Origin of the sequence: Mesorhizobium sp. 2RAF45, from assembly GCF_052115225.1 — a bacterium.
Classification (GTDB): domain Bacteria; phylum Pseudomonadota; class Alphaproteobacteria; order Rhizobiales; family Rhizobiaceae; genus Mesorhizobium; species Mesorhizobium jarvisii.
On sequence record NZ_JBFRGG010000006.1, the window covers coordinates 347,363 to 365,028 of the forward strand.

Annotated in this window: 17 protein-coding genes; 5 read left to right on the top strand and 12 right to left on the bottom strand. The window is 60.5% G+C overall.

What is annotated here, in order from left to right; all coding sequences use genetic code 11:
• Positions 1-75: 75 nt before the first annotated feature.
• The 3 genes from AB4Z43_RS19270 to AB4Z43_RS19280 all read right to left on the bottom strand — a co-directional run bounded on the left by AB4Z43_RS19270 (position 76) and on the right by AB4Z43_RS19280 (position 1,035).
• Positions 76-270 (bottom strand): hypothetical protein, encoded by a 195-nt coding sequence (locus AB4Z43_RS19270; protein WP_019857168.1) that lies wholly within the window; start codon positions 268-270, stop codon positions 76-78.
• 41 nt (positions 271-311) lie between these two features.
• Positions 312-467: a hypothetical protein gene (locus AB4Z43_RS19275; RefSeq protein WP_167470439.1), complete on the bottom strand. Its 156-nt coding sequence runs from the start codon at positions 465-467 to the stop codon at positions 312-314.
• Between the two features lie 226 nt (positions 468-693).
• A complete protein-coding gene (locus tag AB4Z43_RS19280) occupies positions 694-1,035 on the bottom strand; it encodes a DUF2147 domain-containing protein (protein WP_019857170.1) in 342 nt (113 codons plus the stop codon).
• Between the two features lie 438 nt (positions 1,036-1,473).
• Here AB4Z43_RS19280 and AB4Z43_RS19285 point away from each other — a divergent pair, with 438 nt between their 5' ends.
• Both AB4Z43_RS19285 and AB4Z43_RS19290 read left to right on the top strand, forming a co-directional pair.
• On the top strand, positions 1,474-1,740 hold the full coding sequence (locus tag AB4Z43_RS19285; RefSeq protein WP_010915070.1) for a sel1 repeat family protein: 267 nt from the start codon (positions 1,474-1,476) through the stop codon (positions 1,738-1,740).
• A 425-nt stretch (positions 1,741-2,165) separates the two neighbouring features.
• Entirely contained in the window at positions 2,166-3,287 is a 1,122-nt protein-coding gene (locus AB4Z43_RS19290; protein WP_441938736.1) for a branched-chain amino acid ABC transporter substrate-binding protein, read from the top strand.
• Between the two features lie 82 nt (positions 3,288-3,369).
• Here the strand turns inward: AB4Z43_RS19290 and AB4Z43_RS19295 are convergent, their stop codons facing one another.
• From AB4Z43_RS19295 to AB4Z43_RS19325, 7 genes are all read right to left on the bottom strand, one after another.
• Positions 3,370-5,352: an acetyl/propionyl/methylcrotonyl-CoA carboxylase subunit alpha gene (locus AB4Z43_RS19295; RefSeq protein ID WP_441938737.1), complete on the bottom strand. Its 1,983-nt coding sequence runs from the start codon at positions 5,350-5,352 to the stop codon at positions 3,370-3,372.
• A 46-nt stretch (positions 5,353-5,398) separates the two neighbouring features.
• Positions 5,399-5,776, bottom strand: a complete 378-nt coding sequence (locus AB4Z43_RS19300; RefSeq protein WP_038645617.1) for a hypothetical protein — start codon at positions 5,774-5,776, stop codon at positions 5,399-5,401.
• Between the two features lie 120 nt (positions 5,777-5,896).
• On the bottom strand, positions 5,897-6,427 hold the full coding sequence (locus AB4Z43_RS19305; RefSeq protein ID WP_038645619.1) for an O-acetyl-ADP-ribose deacetylase: 531 nt from the start codon (positions 6,425-6,427) through the stop codon (positions 5,897-5,899).
• Position 6,428: 1 nt separating this feature from the next.
• On the bottom strand, positions 6,429-8,036 hold the full coding sequence (locus AB4Z43_RS19310) for a carboxyl transferase domain-containing protein (protein WP_064985038.1): 1,608 nt from the start codon (positions 8,034-8,036) through the stop codon (positions 6,429-6,431).
• A 2-nt stretch (positions 8,037-8,038) separates the two neighbouring features.
• Positions 8,039-9,202 carry an isovaleryl-CoA dehydrogenase gene (locus AB4Z43_RS19315; protein WP_441938738.1) on the bottom strand — a complete coding sequence of 388 codons (1,164 nt, stop codon included), beginning with the start codon at positions 9,200-9,202 and terminating at the stop codon, positions 8,039-8,041.
• A 72-nt stretch (positions 9,203-9,274) separates the two neighbouring features.
• A complete protein-coding gene (locus tag AB4Z43_RS19320; protein WP_441938739.1) occupies positions 9,275-9,916 on the bottom strand; it encodes a TetR/AcrR family transcriptional regulator in 642 nt (213 codons plus the stop codon).
• Between the two features lie 83 nt (positions 9,917-9,999).
• Positions 10,000-10,284, bottom strand: a complete 285-nt coding sequence (locus tag AB4Z43_RS19325; protein ID WP_019857177.1) for an acylphosphatase — start codon at positions 10,282-10,284, stop codon at positions 10,000-10,002.
• 182 nt (positions 10,285-10,466) lie between these two features.
• On the opposite strand from AB4Z43_RS19325, the gene AB4Z43_RS19330 reads away from it, so the two are divergent.
• A complete protein-coding gene (locus tag AB4Z43_RS19330) occupies positions 10,467-10,997 on the top strand; it encodes a MarR family winged helix-turn-helix transcriptional regulator (RefSeq protein ID WP_019857178.1) in 531 nt (176 codons plus the stop codon).
• Here the strand turns inward: AB4Z43_RS19330 and AB4Z43_RS19335 are convergent.
• Positions 10,994-12,106 carry a pyridoxal phosphate-dependent aminotransferase gene (locus AB4Z43_RS19335; RefSeq protein ID WP_441938740.1) on the bottom strand — a complete coding sequence of 371 codons (1,113 nt, stop codon included), beginning with the start codon at positions 12,104-12,106 and terminating at the stop codon, positions 10,994-10,996. The two genes, AB4Z43_RS19330 and AB4Z43_RS19335, sit on opposite strands and share 4 nt — an antisense overlap.
• A gap of 121 nt (positions 12,107-12,227) precedes the next feature.
• Between AB4Z43_RS19335 and AB4Z43_RS19340 the strand changes: the two genes are divergently transcribed.
• Both AB4Z43_RS19340 and AB4Z43_RS19345 read left to right on the top strand, forming a co-directional pair.
• Positions 12,228-13,907, top strand: a complete 1,680-nt coding sequence (locus tag AB4Z43_RS19340) for a tetratricopeptide repeat-containing sulfotransferase family protein (protein WP_441938741.1) — start codon at positions 12,228-12,230, stop codon at positions 13,905-13,907.
• Between the two features lie 691 nt (positions 13,908-14,598).
• Entirely contained in the window at positions 14,599-16,263 is a 1,665-nt protein-coding gene (locus AB4Z43_RS19345; protein ID WP_064985031.1) for a tetratricopeptide repeat-containing sulfotransferase family protein, read from the top strand.
• A 251-nt stretch (positions 16,264-16,514) separates the two neighbouring features.
• On the opposite strand, the gene AB4Z43_RS19350 is transcribed toward AB4Z43_RS19345, so the two are convergent.
• A partial coding sequence (locus AB4Z43_RS19350; RefSeq protein WP_441938742.1) for a porin occupies positions 16,515-17,666 on the bottom strand: 1,152 nt, incomplete at its 5' end.

Consider the following 17,666-nt stretch of genomic DNA (forward strand, 5'->3'; position numbering starts at 1 on the left):
TGGCTCAATATAGAGACTTGGACGAGCGGTTGGGAGGGGTGTCGCTGCCGAAGGCGCCCAAAGCGCCATTTTTCTTTATCCCCGCTGCAGGCTGACCAGCAGAACGAAACCCACGCCGGACTTCCTCAGGGCCGGCGCCTCGATCGTCGAGCCGGCATCCGCGCGCATCATCGGCACCGCCAGGACCGGCGCGGCCAGGAGCACCAGGATGAGCGCCGCCCGCGGCAGGAGCCGAAGGGTCTTGAGAGTGTTGGCGGCGATGCGGGTCATGATGTCTGAGCTTTTCTTTTCGAGGTCCGGGTTTCTTTGTTTCAGTGACGAAGGTTGGTCGGGCAGGCGAGGCGGCACATTCTGGTGACTTCGTCCCAGGAGCGGGGAGAACGGCCCGCTTCGGCGACGAGGATGGCGAAGAACATTCCAAACAGGCTCATCAGCAGGCAGACGATGGTGAAGCGGCGAGCAAGCATTGGGGTCGTGTCTCCTTCAACACGCCGGAGAATGCCCCAACGCCTCTGAACCGGCTCTGATGCCGGCGTTCATCTGCGGTTCAAATTGATTGACGGGATCTGGGCGGGTCGTCGCCGGCCCGGCCGGCCACCGGCAGCGGGGGCAAGAGCCCCAGGGCTTGACGTGCCGGTGAAACGAAAACGGGGCCCGTCGGGCCCCGTCATGGATGTCGCAAGGATAGATCGATCAGAGCTTGTGCCAGGTCTGGCTCTTGCAGATCAGTCCGCCAAGCACGCAGCCGCTCATCTTGAGAGCGGTGCCCGACAATGTCGCCTTGCCCGAATAGGTCTTGTCGTTTGCAGGGTCGGTGATGCTGCCGGCATATTTGTTGTCGCCCGCCGCCTTGAGCGAGCCGATCGTCTTGCCGGCATATTTGCCCGATTTGAGCGTGATGGAAAACGAGCCGCTGCCTGAAATGGCCGCGGTATCGCCGGCTTGCGTTTTCCAATTGCCCTCGATCGGATCGGCCCACGCCGCACCCGCGATGATCAATGTGGCTGCAAGAGCCAGGCTCACTTTTCGAAACATGTTTTGCTCCCTTTGGATAGCCGGCCGAATTCTCCGCCTCGCCGGTCTGCCGCTTACGCAAACGTAAGCTAATCCAGCTCCCGGCAAAACAAAAGCGGTGCCGCAACGGAAGACTTTGGGATTTTGAAGCCGCCTGAATTGGCTCCGTCGGCGAGGAAATGAAAACGACCGGCACGTGCTGTTTGTTTCCCGTGGTTAGCGGAGTGTTGATCCAGGCTCGAAAAATTTTCGTCGAATTTGACGAAAATCGGCTGAATTGCTGACTTCGTATCCTTAACGAATTTCCCCGTTTACCTCTTGTTTTAGCTTTGTTTTCTTCAAATTAAGCACGCCATTTAACGACGGATTCAAGCCTGATCGGCATTCTCGGAAGCATCGAAAGAGCGGCCCGGACAAGACGAACGGAGGCAGCTCTCGGGAGCCAGACAGGGGACTAAAATGGCACGTTTTGAAATGCTTGAAGCAGGTTTCGGCGCCATGGGGGCAACTGCCCAGGCCGACATTCTTTTCGAACTGGGCATGATGTATGCGACCGGCCGCGATTGCGAAACCGACGTCGTTGCCGCCCACAAATGGTTCAACATCGCCGCCATCAAGGGCTCGGCCCGCGCCGCGGAACTGCGCTCGGAACTGTCGGCCGCCATGTCGAAGGTCGAGATCGCCAAGGCGCTGCGCGAAGCCCGCGAATGGATGACCATGCACTGAGTTTCGGCAGACGGGGACGCTCCGGCCAAGACCGCTCCAAGACGGTCGGGCCAAAACAGGGATAAGGCTGCGCAGACAGCCAGGCCACAGGCCATCAACAACAAGAATGCGGCATGCAGGATCGGCCAAGCCGTGCGACGGATCATGATCCCGAAAAGTATCCGTTTTTCGGATCATGGCAGGGAAGACAGGGAAGGCTACGTTGAGGTTCGCGGCGCGGGGGCGCTGGGAAACAGCCCGATAGGCAAAAAAAGCCACGACCAGCCGGAACAAGGCTGGCGTGGCTTTTTGCGTGGATGAGGGTTCGCAGGCCCAATCGAGTGGCGCCAATGCGCCTAGACAGGCCCAATGAAGGATGAAATTGTCCCGCCTCTCTGGAAGAAGCGCGGCCGGGGGCCGCGCGTGAGTGGAGGAGTTCTATTGCCATGAAAAAAATGAGTATTTTGAGCGCGGCCATTTTCGGCCTGATGATGAGTGCGCCCGTCGCATTCGCCGACGACATTACCGTCTCGGTGGTCGGCCCGATGACCGGACAGCTCGCCACCATCGGCGATCAGTTCAAGCAGGGCGCACAGGCCGCCGCCGATGCCATCAACGCCGCGGGCGGCGTCAACGGCTCGATGATCAAGCTCGATATCGAGGACGACCAGTGCGATCCCAAGCAGGCCGTGTCGGTCGCCAACCGCATCGTCGCCAACGGCGTCAAGTTCATCGACGGCCATGCCTGCTCGGGCTCGAGCATTCCGGCCTCGGCCGTCTATGCCGAGGCCGGCGCGCTGATGATGAGCCCGGCTTCCTCGAACCCGGTGCTGACCGACGCGGCCGCCAAGGCCGGCTGGCCGACCATCATGCGCCTCTATACGCGTGACGATGCACAGGGCGCCTTCATCGGCCCGTGGATCGCCAAGAAATATGCCGGCAAGAACGTCGTCATCCTGCACGACAAGAGCGCTTACGGTCAGGGCGTGGCCGATGCCGTCAGGGCGACCATGAACACTGGCGGCCTCAAGGAAGTCTATTATGACGCCATCAATCCCGGCGAGAAGGACTATTCGGCGCTTGTCACCAAGCTGAAGGATCTCAAGGCCGACGTCGTCTATTTCGGCGGCTATCATCCTGAAGCCGGCCTGATCCTGCGCCAGTCGGCCGAACAGAACCTGAAGTTCCAGCTGATCATGCCGGACTCCATCGCCTCGCCGGAATTCTGGCAGGTTGCCGGCCCGGCCGGCGAAGGCACCATGTTCGTCTTCCCGTCGGACCCGCAGGCAAAGCCGGAAGCCAAGGCCGCCGTCGAGAAGATCAAGTCCGGCGGCTTCGTGCCGGAAGGCTTCACGCTGTTCTCCTACGCCGTGGTCCAGGCGTTCGCCGAAGGCATCAAGCGCGCCGGCAGCGACGATCCGGCCAAGGTTGCCGAAGCGTTGAAGAACGGCACGCCGATCAGCACCGTTGTCGGCGACGTCACCTTCGACGAAAAGGGCGACCTCAAGAACGCCAGCTACGACATCAACCAGTGGCATGACGGCAAGTACGCGCCGATCGCGCAGTAATCTCGGGTAATGAGATAATCCAAGGAAATGGCCGGGGTTCGCGCCGGCCATTTTGTTTGCGGTCCGCGCAGGGTTCCGCTTATCAGCCTGCGGCAGCGGTCTGGGCGCCCTGTTCCTCGACGAACCGCACCAGCACCGTCCCGTCGGTGACCTGCGCTCCTTCCACGGCGATCTCGGCAACCACTCCGTCATGCGGGGCGGCGATGGTGTGCTCCATCTTCATCGCCTCGAGGATCAGCAACGCTTGTCCCTTGATCACCGCGTCGCCTTTCGCCACGCGCACCAGCTTGACCAGCCCGGGCATCGGCGCGCGCAAGCTGCCGGAGGCGGCAGCCGCGTCATCGCTGCGTGCCAAGGGGTCCGATACCGCGAATGTGTAGCCGACGGCGCCTTCGAACACCGTGATGTGGCCAGGCCAGCGGGCGAGGCGGGGAGTGGCGCGGAAATCATGCGAATTGGTGCTGTCATAGGGCGCATCGAGCGCCACCTGGAAGCGCCCGTCCGGCCGCACCGAAACCTTTGCCAGTATATCGGTCTCGCCGAACTTCAGCCGCGTGCGCCGCGCCACGCCGTGGAAATGCGCATAGCCGGAAAGCGACGACCATGGGTCGTTGGATGGCGGCAAGGCTTCCGCACCGGAGGCGGCGAGCGCTGCTGCCGAGACGATTTCGCCGGTCGGCGGCGCGACCCCGGTCAGTGCCGCCTGATGCCTGCCGATCAGGCCGGTGTCGACGTCGCCAGCACAAAAGTCGGGATCGGCGGCAAGGGCGGCAAGGAAACCGGTGTTGACCGTGGAACCGGCGATTTCGGTCCGCGACAGCGCCGCGCCGAGCGCTTCCAGCGCTGCTTGCCTGTCCTTGGCATGAACCACCAGCTTGGCGATCATCGGATCATAGTAGGGGGAGATGGCATCGCCGGCCCGCACGGCGGTCTCGACGCGCATTGTGGCGCCTTCGGGGGCCGCGTCAGGGAACTTCAGATGATGCAGCGTACCCGTTGCGGGCAGGAACCCCTTTGCCGCATCCTCGGCATAGATGCGCGCCTCCAGGGCATGGCCGGTCGGCGCGATCTCGCTCTGCGTCTTCGGCAGCTTTTCGCCGCCGGCAACCCGCAACTGCCACTCGACCAGATCGATGCCGGTGACCATTTCGGTGACGGGATGCTCGACCTGCAGGCGAGTGTTCATCTCCATGAACCAGAAGCGGTCGGCCTTCAGCCCGTGCGAGGCGTCGACGATGAACTCGATGGTGCCGGCGCCTGAGTAGCCGATCGCCTTGGCTGCCTTCACCGCCGCTTCCGTCATCGCCTTGCGCAGCACCGGCGTCATGCCGGGGGCGGGGGCTTCCTCTATCACCTTCTGGTGGCGGCGTTGCGCCGAGCAGTCGCGTTCGTAAAGATGCACCGCATTGCCGAAATTATCGCCGAACACCTGCACTTCGATGTGCCGCGGCTTGTCGACATATTTTTCGACCAGAACGCGGTCGTCGCCGAAAGCAGCCTTTGCTTCGCGCCGGGCGCTGGATAGCGCCTCGGAGAAATCGTCGGGATGCTCGACGCGCCGCATGCCCTTGCCGCCGCCGCCGGCGCGCGCCTTGATCAGCACGGGATAGCCGATCTCGCGTGCCTTGGAGGCAAGCAGCACGATCTCCTGCGCTTCGCCATGATAGCCCGGAACGACGGGAACGCCGGCTTTCTCCATCAGCCGCTTGGCGGCATCCTTCAGCCCCATGGCGCGGATCGAGGCCGCCGACGGACCGATGAAGGTGAGCCCCGCCGCCACCACCTGGTCGACGAAATCAGGATTTTCCGACAGGAGGCCGTAGCCGGGATGGATGGCCTGCGCCCCCGTCGAAAGCGCAGCCGCGACAATCCGGTCCCCGCGCAAGTAACTCTCACCGACAGGCGAGGGGCCGATGTGAACGGCCTCGTCGGCCATCTCGACATGCAGGGATTTCGCGTCGGCGTCCGAATAGACGGCGACGGTGTGCACCCCCATCTTGCGGGTCGTGCGGATGACACGGCAAGCAATCTCGCCCCGATTGGCGATCAGGATTTTGGCGAACATGGAGCCTCCCGGGTTTGCCTCGGGCGGCACCAGCCTGGCCGTCGGCTTACTTCGACGCAGCGATCGCGCAGCCGCCGCTTGCGGTCTTGACCTTCCATTTGGCGAAGCCGCTCTGACAGGCGCGCAACGCCGTTTCCTCCGCGGCCTTCTGCGAAGGTGCGTTCAGCTTCACGCTGCAGAAAATGTGGAGATCGACGACGCGCGAATAGAACGTTGTGGCGTAGGCTGAATGGCCGCTGGCCGCGATATAGGCGAGGTAGGATTTGTAGCAGGCTTCCTTCGGATCGAGTGACAAGGTCGGGGAAAACCGCTTGTCGCCCATCTTGCCCGCCAGCGATTCCGCCGAACCGGCGCCATGTGTTGCGAATATGAGCAAACTTGCAAGTATCGAGGCAGCCATCCCCCGGCAATATTTCAGTTCCATTTCCACCCTGTCCCCGTTGCATTGCGCGGGACAAGCAGTAACGAATATTTTTCCTCGCCGCCAGTTCGTTGTCGGGGGTTCGAGCTTGCATGTGTTGGTGAATCGGTTGGTCCATACAGTTCAACCCTTCCGAAGCGCAGCAACGGCTTGCCAGTATAGTTCCGCCATGTGCTCGTCGAAGCAGCAGAAGATGACAGCTTCAGGCACGGTTTTCTCTTCCATGACCATGGTGACCGTGCCGACAGCGATCTCGGCCGCCTCATCTTTCGGGTAGTGGTAAACACCGGTCGAGATCGCCGGAAACGCCACCGTTCGGCAATCATTGGCGGCCGCGAGTTCCAGCGACCTGCGATAGCAGGAGGCCAGCAGTTCGGCTTCGCTCCTGCCGCCGCCCTGCCAGACCGGCCCGACGGTGTGGATGATATGTCGAGCCGGCAGCTTGTAACCTTTGGTGATCTTGGCGTCGCCTACCTTGCATCCGTTCAACATCCGGCATTCGAACTCGAGCTCGCGGCCGGCGGCGCGATGGATGGCGCCATCGACCCCGCCACCGCCGAGAAGCGAGGTGTTGGCTGCATTGACGATGGCGTCGACATCCAGCTTCGTGATGTCGCCGGTGTGGATGCGGATCCTGTCCAGCGCCTTGCTCATCTCACATCCTGAACACGCCGAACCGCGTGTCCTCGATCTCGGCGTTGAGTGCGGCCGAAAGGCTGAGTGCCAGCACCTCGCGTGTCTTCGCCGGGTCGATGATGCCGTCGTCCCAGAGGCGGGCGGACGAGTAGAGCGGATGGCCCTCATGCTCGTATTTCATCAGGATAGGCTTCTTGAATTTCGCCTCCTCCTCGGCGCTCCACTCGCCGCCCTTGCGCTCGATGCCTTCGCGCTTGACCATGGCGAGCACGGTTGCCGCCTGTTCGCCGCCCATCACCGAGATGCGGGCGTTCGGCCACATCCACAGGAAGCGTGGGGAATAGGCGCGGCCACACATGCCGTAATTGCCGGCGCCGAACGAACCGCCGATGATGACGGTCACCTTCGGCACCCTGGCGGTGGCAACCGCCATCACCAGCTTGGCGCCATCCTTGGCGATGCCGCCGGCCTCGTATTTTCGGCCGACCATGAAGCCGGTGATGTTCTGCAGAAAGACCAGCGGGATCCCGCGCTGGCAGCACAACTCGATGAAATGCGCGCCCTTCAGCGCGCTTTCGGAAAACAGCACGCCATTGTTGGCGATGATGCCGACCGGCATGCCGTGGAGATGGGCAAAACCGGTGATCAGCGTCGTGCCGTAGTTCTGCTTGAACTCGTCGAACTCGGAGCCGTCGACAAGACGCGCGATCACCTCGCGCACGTCATAGGGCTGGCGCAGATCGGTCGGCACGACGCCGTAGAGTTCATCCGCCGGATGAAGCGGTGGAATCGATCTCTGTAAGTTCAGGCTTACGGTCTTGTTCCGATTCAGGTTTTTGACGATGCGCCGGCAGATGGCGAGCGCATGTTCGTCGTCCATCGCATAATGATCGGCAACGCCGGAAAGCCGCGTATGCACATCCGCGCCCCCCAGATCCTCGGCGCTGACATCCTCGCCGGTGGCCGCCTTCACCAGCGGCGGGCCGCCGAGAAAAATGGTCGCCTGGTTGCGCACCATGATCGTCTCGTCCGACATCGCCGGCACATAGGCGCCGCCTGCGGTACAGGACCCCATGACGCAGGCGATCTGCGGGATGCCGGCAGCCGACATGTTGGCCTGGTTGTAGAAGATGCGGCCGAAATGCTCGCGGTCGGGAAACACCTCGTCCTGGTTGGGCAGATTGGCGCCGCCGCTGTCGACCAGATAGATGCAGGGCAGATTGTTCTGCAGCGCGATCTCCTGCGCGCGAAGGTGCTTTTTCACCGTCAGCGGATAGTAGGTGCCGCCCTTCACCGTGGCATCGTTGACGACGACCATCACCTCGGCGCCCTCGACCCGGCCGACGCCGGCGATCATGCCGGCCGAGGAAATCTCCTCGCCATACATTGACCACGCTGCGAACTGGCCGATCTCGAGGAAGGGCGAACCGGTGTCGAGCAATTGCGCGAGGCGCTCGCGCGGCAGCAGCTTGCCGCGTGAAATATGGCGCTCGCGCGCCTCTTCGGAGCCGCCGCGCTCGACGATCGCGGCCTTGTCGGCGATGTCGGCGACCAGCGCGCGCATGCGTTCGGCATTGGCGCGGAAGCTGTCGGAGGAAGGGGAGATCTGGGTTTGCAGGACGGCCATGCTCACACCCCCTCCGCCATGATCTCGCGACCGATCAGCCAGCGCCGGATTTCGCTGGTGCCGGCGCCGATCTCGTAGAGTTTGGCGTCGCGCAGCAGCCGGCCGGTCGGATAGTCGTTGATATAGCCGTTGCCGCCCAGCAGCTGGATGGCGTCGAGCGCCATCTGCGTCGCCTTTTCGGCCGCGAACAAAACGCAGCCGGCAGCATCCTTGCGGGTGGTCTGGCCGCGATCGCAGGCCGCCGCGACGGCATAGACGTAAGCGCGCGCGGCGTTCATCACCGTGTACATGTCGGCGAGCTTGCCTTGCACCAGCTGGAACTCGCCGATCGGTTGGCCGAACTGCTTGCGTTCGTGCACATAGGGGATCGCCACGTCGAGACAGGCTGCCATCAGGCCGATCGGGCCGCCGGCAAGCACGGTGCGTTCATAGTCGAGGCCCGACATCAGCACCTCGACGCCGCGTCCTTCCTCATGCAGCACATTGTCGAATGGCACCTCGACATTCTCGAACACCAACTCCCCGGTATTGGAGCCGCGCATGCCGAGCTTGTCGAGTTTCTGCGCCACGGAAAACCCGGCAAAAGCCTTTTCGACGATGAAGGCGGTGATGCCGCGCGATTTCCGCTCAGGATCGGTCTTGGCATAGACGACCAGCGTGTCGGCGTCCGGGCCGTTGGTGATCCACATCTTGGTACCGTTGAGCACATAGCGGTCATTGCGCTTTTCGGCGCGCAGCTTGAGCGAGACGACGTCGGAGCCGGCGCCGGATTCAGACATCGCCAGCGCGCCGACGCGCTCGCCCGAACACAGCGGCGGCAGGAACTTTTCCTTCTGCACCGGCGTCGCCCAGCGGTTGATCTGGTTGACGCAGAGATTGGAGTGGGCGCCGTAGGAAAGACCGACCGAAGCCGAGGCGCGGGAGATTTCTTCCACCGCAATCACATGGGCGAGACACCCCATGCCGCTGCCGCCGAAATCGGGATCGGCGGTGATGCCGAGCAGGCCGAGGTCGCCGAGCTCGCGCCACAGATGCGCCGGAAATTCGTTCTGGCGGTCGATATCGCCGGCGATCGGCGCTATCCTGTCCTGGGCAAAACGGCGTACCAGGTCGCGCAGCGCCTCGATATCCTCGTCATGCCCGAAGCTGAGCGTGTTCGTGTACATGCCGTTCCTCCTGCCGCATGACCCCGAAAATCGACTTCGATTTTCGGAAAGGATCATGCGCAAATTCAAGTGCTACTGCGTCCTTTGCCCGTCCAAGGGACGTGCGGCGCTGTAGGTGTCCATCCTCGCGCCAACCAGGCGCATTGTCATTGAAAGATATGTCGCCGTTACTTCAGTGACCGACAGCCGCTCGCCCGGGCGAAACCAGACGATGACGCCGGTCATCATCTGGATCAGCGCCATGGCCGTCAGGCCGGTGTCCTCGATGCTGAAGTCGCCCGCCTCGGCGCCTTCGCGCAGGATGGTGCGCAGTTCCTTTTCGTAGGCTGTGCGCTGCTTGAGGACCTGTGTCAGCCTGTCGGGCGACAGGCTGCGCAGTTCCATGTTCGACACATGCGTGGCATGCCGGCGCTCGATGTGGAAAGCGATGTGGTTGCGCACATAGGCCGCAAGCTGCTCCGCCGGATCTGCATCGATTGGCCTGACGTGTTCCCAGGCCGCCCGAAGCCCGTCCATGTGTTCGCGCATGAGCGTGAACAGCAGGTCTTCCTTGGTCGGAAAGTAGCGATAGAGCGCGGCCGCCTGCACGCCGACCTCGGCCGCCAGCTGGCGCATCGACATCGCCTCGTAGCCGTAGCGTGCGATCAGGTTGACCGCCGCTTCGCGGACTGCCGCCTCGGTTCGCTCGCCGTCCGATCCCGTGGTGCGCGCCATGATCGCCTCGTTAATCCGACGATAATAAAACGAACGTTCAATTAATTCAAGAGTGCCAGGCTAGTCAAGTGATGCGCATGCGCCTATGCGACGATCCTGAAATCTCCAGGCGCGGTCCAGGTCTCGATCTCCTCGACATCGACCCGCGAGACTGAAGCGCCCGCCGGGCCCTGGCGAAGCCGTTCGATCATGGATGAAACCGCCATGTCGGCGCCGGCAAGCCATGCCGTTACCGAGCCATCTCTTTCGTTGCGCACCCAGCCCACCAGCCCAAGCCTTGCCGCTTCGCCTCTCGCCCAGATCCTATAGCCGACGCCTTGCACCCTGCCGTGTACGCGGGCCTGCACGGCCCTTTTCCGATCGTTCATCGTGCGCTCCCTTCCTTAGAGTCTGGCGCAGGATCGAGCGAAGGCAACTGGCTTGAAGGGGACTATCGAACAGAAGCCCGAGGCTTGCTCGCAAGGTGGATGACCCCATCCAATAAATAGTTGACTTGGTCAACTTTTACGCAATGATCCACCGAAGTGGAATCTCAGGGAAGGCGCATGACATGCCAGCCGATCGCAGTGCCTTGGTCCGCGATCTCAGATGCTTCAACCGGTTTTATACCGGCCTGATCGGGCTGCTCGACGAAACCTTGACGCACAGCGCCTTTACGCTGACCGAGGCGCGGGTGCTGTTCGAACTGGGTCGTCGACCCGGCCGCATTGCAGCCAATTCCGGCGGCAAGGCAGGCTTTCTGGCACGGGTGCTTCAAATCGACTTCGAACCAGCAGCGTCCGACATTGCCAGGGACCTCCAGCTGGATCCGGCCTATGTCACGAGAATCCTTCGAAAATTCTCTGCCGCCGGCCTCACCGAAACGCGTGCCGGCCCCGATGCTCTGCGCCGGCGCGTCCTCTCGCTCACCATGCGCGGCCAGGCCGCGCTCGCTGCACTTCAGTCGGCCGCGGATCGCGATCTCACCCGCCTGACCGTGGACCTGGGCGACGAGGAAGCCGCCGAGTTGTCGGATATATTGGCACGCGTCAGGCATCTGCTAAGCGCAGCGCCAGCATCCGAACGCCGCGAAAGCGCCTAGTTCCCCCGCGCTGCCGCCAGCGCGCCCGGCAATTCCTCGGCAAAGATATCCAGTTCGTGGTCGAGGCCGACGCTGACGCGAATGCAGCGGTCTAACCCTGGCGCCATCGGCTTGCGGATGAACACATCACGTGACAGCAGACCTTGCAGCACCTTCAGCGCGAAGGGACCGTCATGACCGCAATCGATGGTGACGAAATTGGTCGCCGAGGCCAGCGGCTTCAACCCGTTCTGCTCGGCGATCGCCGCGATGCGCCGGCGCCCGGCAGCCACGCGCGCCACCACCGTCTCGAGATAGGCCTGGTCGGCGAGCGCTTCGACGCCGGCGATCTGCGCCATGCGGCTGACGCCATAGTGGTTGCGGATCTTCTCGAAGTCGCGGATCACCTGGGCCTCCGCAATCGCATAGCCGCAGCGTATCCCGGCAAGCCCATAAGCCTTTGAAAAGGTTCGCATGCGGATGACATTCGGTCGCGAGATATCGATCGGTGGCAGGGCCGAGGCGGGCCCCAATTCGCCATAGGCCTCGTCGAGCACCAGCATGGTGGTCTCCGGCAGCGCCTCGATGAAGCGGATCACTTCGTCCGCTTCCCACCAACTGCCCATCGGATTGTCCGGGTTGGACAGATAGACCAGCGGAGCCTTCTCCTTGACGACCGCCGTGAGCAGACCGTTCAGACTTTCGCGGTCGTTCTCGTAAGGGACTGTCACCAGCCGCCCGCCGACGCCGGCAATATGGAAGTTGAAGGTCGGATAGGCGCCGAGCGAGGTGACCACGGCATCGCCAGGTGCCACATACATGCGCGCCACAAGACTGAGCAGGCCGTCTATGCCTTCGCCGACAACGACGTTCTCGACCGCTACGTCGTGATGCGCGGCAGCCGCGACCTTCAGCTCGTAATTGTCGGGATCGCAATACATCCACTGGTCGCGCGCGACGCGCTCCATGCGGGCGATGACGCGTGGCGACGGGCCAAAACTGCTCTCATTGGCGCCGATGCGGGCACGAAAAGCCCGCCCGCGCTCACGCTCCTGCGCTTCCGGGCCGACAAAAGGCACGGTCGAGGGAAGTGCTGCGATAAGCGGCGAAAGGGGAGGGCGCAAACGCATGGTGGAAGCTCGCTTGGAAAAGGGGACTTCTTGCTAGCGTGGCCGGCCTAACCGTGCAAGCACCCCGCGGTTTCCAGCCGTAGCGCTGGATTCCGTCACCCCTTTTTGCTAGCGAAGGACGATGAACAATCGTCTGCCGCCCGCCTGGTCCAGGCATCTTAAGGTCCAAATCCTGCCCAAAAAGGCTGGGTCGATGAAAATCGGCCTGCCAACACCGTCGCCGATGCCTAAAATGTCAGGCGCGCAGGACGATGACACGCTGCTGCGTCGGGCCATAGAGTTGCAGAGGGCCAACCGATTGCCGGAGGCTGAGGAATTATGCCACCGCATTCTGACAAGAAAACCCAACCATGCGTTAGCTCTGTATGTACTTGGCACGATAGGGCTGAATTTTGATGACGAGTTGGCCCTGGAATACCTGAGCCAGGCGTGCTCTGAAATGCCCGGTAATCCATACTTTCAATTCACATTGGGCGAATGCTATTTGAAACTCGGTGATTATTTGCCGGCGATAGCGCATTTGCAGCGAGCCTGTGAATTAAAGCCCGATATGGTCGAAGCCCTGTGTGCTTTAGGGCGGGCCTATGTCGATTTTGACAAGGGCGAGATGGCTTTGCCAGTCTACCAAAAAGCGCTTGAGCTAAACCGAGATCACCCCCTGGTCCGAATAGGATTGGCGCGTATTCTGATAGATTTGGGAAGAATGGAGGAGGCGACAGCATATTTGGAAGAAACAATCGCCCGGCGCGAAAACGTGTCCGCTGCCTACATGGCTCTTGTGAACATTCGAAGATTTTCGACCGCGCCGCCGGAGCTCGATTCCATTCTAACCGAACTTAGCAATTCGCCCAACTCAGCTGACGAAGCATATAACCTCCATCAGGCCGCGGGCAAGGTTTTGAACGATCTTGAGCGTTATGACGAAGCGATAGAGCATTACCTGAAAGCAAAGGAGTTCAGGGCTCAAACTTGTGACATTGAGTCCTACCGCAGGTGGGTCGATTCCATGATCGCCTTGTTCGATACGGAGTTGCTAGCGACCAAGGCCGGATATGGCGATCCATCTGAGGTGCCTGTATTTGTGCTCGGGATGCCGCGCTCTGGCACAACCTTGACTGAGCAAATCTGCTCAAGCCATCCAGACGTACACAGCGCCGGAGAACTCACCAAACTGGGCCGAATTGCTGTCTCCACAAATTTGAAGATGGAGTTGGGACCAGCTTTTGGACAAATGGTCAAATTGATGACCGCCGAGCGATCTCAGATTTTCGCTGAAGAATATCTATCCAACTTGCGAATTTATTCGCCGATCGCATCTCGAATTGTTGATAAGATGCCGCATAATTTTGAAATAATAGGGCTCATTGGTATTCTTTTTCCCAACGCTCGCATAATTCATTGTAGGCGAAGCCCAATTGACAGTTGCTTGTCGTGCTTTTTATCGAGCCTGAAAGGTACTCATACTTATACATCGGACCTCACGACCCTTGGACTTTATTACCGTGAGTATCATCGTCTCATGTGTCATTGGAAGTCTATTATGCCAGGGAGAATATTCGATAATAGCTATGAAGATCTTATTGCGGATCAGGAAGGGCAGTCTCGGCGTCTGATAAATCACCTTGGGTTAGCCTGGGATAACGCATGTCTCCGCTTCTTTGAAAAAGAGGGGTCCGTCAAAACACTTAGCCACTGGCAGGTCCGCCAGCCCATTTACTCCTCGTCCGTTAAGCGGTGGAAGAACTATGAAGGCAAGATCCAGCCGTTGATCGAAGCCTTAGGCGACTTGGCCGACGTTTGACCTCAATAGCGGGCGATGTGGCGAGAATGCCATTACCCCCTCAATCTTACGGTGAAACTTGGGACTTTGGATCTTCATCGCCTAGTCTCTTTTACGAAATGTTTGAGAATAGACAGTCGCGTTTTCTTTAAGTTATCTCGCCCATAGTCGTTGTGAATTTCGCGGACCGATTTTCTGGCAGGCAACCAAAAAACAGGATGCCTAACGCCTGTTCGAGTGTCTGAACGCTTCGAGCGGCCGTGCTTTAGTCTTGTTGAGGAATCTCCTTTGCATCCCCGCGACAGCGATAGCATCGATGCGGTCGCGGAAGGCCTGCGGCCTAATCCACACGACGGAAGGGTCCCTACGGATCGAGTTGCGAGCAGGCACTTGGCAGAGGCGGCGTCCGAATTCGCTTTGCTTGCCGGAGCGCATCTAACGTTCCTCAACGGCTTTTTGCTGGAAACAACATGACAATCGTCCGCTTCCAACTTGGTTGCCAGCGCCTGAAAGCTGGCCCGGCTATGAAACCTAAATTGCCGAAGCCAAATCTGTCCAATGCAGCAAGAGTGAACTCGCTGCCTCGCCTGAGCGGACGATGCGACTCTTGACTGAATTCTTCGCCGCTAGCCTGTAAGGTTGGGTACCTAAAAAAGCTTCGAATGGGCTTAGAATTATAGATTTGGTTGGCCTTTTTTGCTAGCGAAGGACCATGAACAATCGTCTGCCGCCCGCCTGGTCGAGGCATCTGAAAACTCCGTCTGGACCGAAAAACCCGCAGCCGAAAATCGCCCAACTGAAAGCAAGCTCGCGATCCCAAGCGCAGGCCGATGACGCACTGCTCAGGCAGGCTGTCGAACTTCATCGGGCAAATCGGTTGCTGGATGCGGAGGCACTTTGTCAGCGCGTATTGGCTCATAACCCGAGGCATCCTCTCGCTTTGTATCTATTGGGAACCTTTGCGCTCGGCCTGGACGACGAGATGGCCATTCGGTGTTTTGAGCGAGCGGTGGAGGCGGCGCCTCAGAACCCAAACTACCATATGGCATTGGGCGAAACCTATTTGAAAGTCGGCGAGCATGCGGATGCGATCAGGCATTTTGAGCGTGCGTGCGGCTTGAAAGCCGACTGGGTCGAGGCGCTCTGCACGCTGGGCCGTGCCTACACCGAATTCGGCAAGGCCGATATGGCGGTCCCGCTTTATGAGAAGGCGCTCAGAATCAATGGTGGCCATCCTCTTGTCCGAATGGGGCTGGCCAATGCGCTAGTAAGCCTCGGCCGTATGGACGATGCGACAGGTTACATGAACGAGGCGATCAGCCATCGTCAGGATGTCGCCGCTGCCTACAACGGCTTGGTTAGCATCCGAAAATTCACGGAAGAGCCGGCGGAATTCAAATCCATTCTGGCTGAGCTGAACAATCCGGCGCTTGATGCGAAAAGCATACAGCAGATCCACTACGCGGCGGGCAAGGTGCTCAACGACCTCAGGCGCTATGACGAGGCGATGGACCACTTCGGGCAGGCAAAACGCTCGGCCCGTCGCTTCGACATGGAGGGTTACCGCCGCAGCGTCGATTTCATGATCGAACTGTTCAGCCCGCAGATGCTGGCGGCCAAGGCAGGATATGGCAGCTCTTCCGAAGTGCCGGTCTTCGTGCTTGGCATGCCGCGTTCGGGCACCACTTTGACCGAGCAGATCTGTGCCAGCCACCCCGATGCTTATGGCGCCGGCGAGCTGACAAAACTCCGGCGCATCACCAACAGGCTCGCGCCCAAGACGCGCTCGCCGGAGGAGTTGCGCGGATCGATCCTCAATATGACTGTCGACCAGTCGAAGTCCCTGGCCGAAGAGTATCTCACTCACATCAGGCAAAAATCGCCGGAAGCTTCACGAATCGTCGACAAGTTGCCTCATAATTTCGAGCTCATCGGCCTCATAAGGCTGCTTTTTCCCAAGGCGCGCATCATTCACTGCCGCCGCGATGCCATCGACAATTGCCTCTCATGCTATTTCCTGAGTTTCAACGAGGACAATAGCTATGCCGCCGATCTCCACACACTCGGCCTGTATTATCGCGAGTATCACCGGCTTATGCGTCATTGGGATACGGTTTTTCCAGGGCAAATCCTGCACAGTCGCTATGAGGACATGGTCTCCGACCAGGAAGGGCAATCGCGCCGCCTGATAGACCATCTGGGCCTGCCATGGGACGACGCCTGCTTGCGGTTCTTTGACAAGGGCGGTTCGGTGAACACGTTCAGCCGCTGGCAGGTTCGCCAGCCAATCTACACCTCGTCCGTCAATCGCTGGAAGGCTTATGGAAGCGCAATCCAGCCGCTGGTCGATGCGTTGGGGGACCTGGCTGGGGTTTGATTGGGCACGAAAGCTCTCCGGGTGCTGCCGAACTGACATGGACTCTCGTAGCGCGACCATGTGACGGAGATGGCTGAGGCATCGAACGAAACTGTCAGAGCTGCCCCGGTTTCGTCCGCCCGCTCCTGCCGCCCGCAAACTTTCAAAAAAGACAGGCACTCAGCCTGGTGACAGTAAGGCTGCATTTTTGACGAGCTGACAAAAAACCCGGCGGTTGCCCGCCGGGTTCGATTTCGACAAGGCGAAATTGGTTAGAAGTCGCGCTGGAAGCGGAGGATGCCGCCAACGTTGTTCTTCTTGGTCGCGCTGACCCAAACCGAGTCGTTGTCGATGGCGCCCTGGCCAACACGCTGCCAGTCGGCTTCCGCTGTGATCGTGAAGCCGGGAACGACGGTGTAGGCGACGTTTGCCGCGAGGCCGATGTCTTTCCAGTCGTCATACGAGGCCTGAAGGTTGAACGAGGTCTTCTCGTTGAACTTGTAGGTGCCGCCGCCCCACACTGCCCAGTTGCCGCCCCACAGCTTGTAGAAGCCGCGGCCGAGCGCGTCGATGTTATTGGTTGGGTCGTTGAGGTTGTTGTCCGAACCGTAGCCGACCATGGCGAACAGCGACAGTTCGTTGGACACGTTGACGTCCAGGCGAACCTTGCCGGCGACTTCTTCGTAGTTGCTGTCATAGGCGACAACGCCGGTGATGGCGCCCCAGCCCTGCGTCCACTTCAAGCCGCCGACGACATGCGGAACATAGCTGTCGATTGTATCGGAACCTGAGCCTTCTTCGAGCGAGACCACGGCCGACAGGCCATTGCCGGCGTCGAAGTAGTACTGGATGACGTTGGTCTGGAAACCGCCATAGGGGACGATCGTGTCGTTGATGACGTTGCCGGCGTAGCCGATGAACGTATCGAAGGCCGATTCGTCAGCACCGACGCGCAGACCGCCGAGCTGGATCCAGGCGAATTCAAGGGCGCTGCTCTTGTTACCAGCCCGCCAGCCGGCGGTGCCGGCGTTGGGATTTGGCTCAGTTCCGCCCGCGAGCGTTGAGCTGCCATAGTCGCCATAGTTGTTGCCGAAGTTCATGCGATACTCGGTATAGGTCTTCAACGTACCGAGTTCGGTTTCCTGACCGGTCCAGGTCTTCAGCGTGAAGCGAGTGTTTTTCCAGTACGTCGAGTTGTCGTCGCCGTGCATGTGATCCGTGACGTGATTGACGCCATCGAACGAGCCGGCATCGCCGACTCCGATGTCTTCGCGGACATAGCCGCCGATGCGCAGGCAGGTTTCGGTGCCGGGGATGTAGAAGTAGCCAGCGCCGTAGACGTCGCAAATCTTGACGTATTCAGCGGGTTCCGGCTCGGCGACGACGACGGCGTCGGCGGCGCGCGCACCGGAAACTGCGATCAG